The 1,413-nt window shown below is 75.8% G+C and carries 1 protein-coding gene; it reads right to left on the minus strand.

Annotated features, from left to right (window positions below):
• On the minus strand, positions 1-1,413 hold a 1,413-nt coding region (locus tag HMPREF3115_RS12990), incomplete at both ends, for a tetratricopeptide repeat protein (protein ID WP_256276189.1).

A 1,413-nucleotide genomic window follows, 5' to 3' on the forward strand; every position in this document is an offset into this window, starting at 1 on the left:
GCGCTGGCCTGGCTGGCCAGCAGGTTCGCGCGCAGGCCGTCGAGCGTGCGCCGATCGTCGCCGCCCGTCACGCGGCCTTGCAGCGCATCGAGCAGCGGCCCGACGCGCTCCGCGCGGCCGGTGTTTTCGTAGAGCGTCGCGGTGTCGCGTACGGCCGCGATGCGCGGCGCAGGCGCGGCCAGCAGTTCGCGCAGCAGCGGCTCGGCGCTCGCCCAGTCGCGCTGGGCGAGCAGCGCATCGGCAAGTTGCAGCTTCGCATCCGCGCTGTCCGGCTCCATCGCGAGCGCCGCGCGCGCCGCACGCTCGGCTTGCGCCGCACGACCGGCCGACGCCGCCGCACGGCCTTGCGCGAGCAGCCCCCAGAATTGCGCGGTGCGCGCGAGGCTCTGCCACTTGCCGCGCTGATCGGTCGCGAGCGATGCGGCGCGCGTGAACAGCGCGCGCGCTTCGTCGTGCCGCCCTTCGCGCAGCCGCAGCAGCCCGAGGCCGCCGACCGCGTCCGCATCGTCCGCACGCGCACGCACCGCGCGCGTCAGCAGCGGCTCGGCCGCCGCGAGATCGCCGCGCGCAAGCGCCTGCAAGCCGCGCTGCTGCGCGATGTAGTCGGGATCGCGTTCGAGCCGCCGCCGCGCGTCGCGCTGCCGGTCGAGCGCGGCCGCGCGATCGCGGAACTCGGTATCGTCCGGCACGAGCGCGAGATAGGCATGCAGTGCGTCGAGATAGGCGGGATCGGCGCCGGCCGACTGCAGCACGTGCCGCCACAGCGTCATCGCATCGGTATGGTCGGCGTCGGTGCGCGTCGCGAGCGACCACGCGATGCGGTTGGCTTCGGCGCGCGTGTCGTCGCGCTGGTTCAGCAGCCGCGCGAGCGCGAGCGCCGCATCCGTGTCCTGCGGATCGGCCGCGAGCGCGCGGCGCAGCGCGGCGATCGCCGGCGCACGACCGCCCGGCGCGTTCGCGACGATCTGGTAGTACTCGGCGCCGAGCGCACCGGACGGCGCACCGTTCGGAAACAGCGCGACGATCCGCCGGGCCGCTTCGTCGGTCCGGCCGCTACGCGCGAGCAGCCGGATCTGCGCCATCTCGCCGCGGCCGCTCGTCGCGACGCGGAATTCGTCGGCCGCACGCCGGGTATCGGGGGCATTCGGTGCGCGCGCCCGCAGCCGGGCGAGCGCGGCCTGCGCGCGTTGCGCGTCGCCGAGCCGCAGCAGCACGCGCATCTGTTCCGCGAGCAGCCCGGGATCGTCGGGCGCGATCAGCAGCCCCTTGTTCAGCGCGTCGCGCGCGAGGTCGTCGCGATGCTTGACGCCCCACATCCGCGCGGTCGCGAGCAGCCGGCGCGCATCGACCGCGTCGGCGGATGCGGGTGCCGCGGGTCGCGTCGCGGCCGCGGGTGCCGTTGCAGCGGATGCC

The organism is Burkholderia sp. HMSC10F09 (genome assembly GCF_001806955.1).
Lineage (GTDB): Bacteria > Pseudomonadota > Gammaproteobacteria > Burkholderiales > Burkholderiaceae > Burkholderia > Burkholderia multivorans.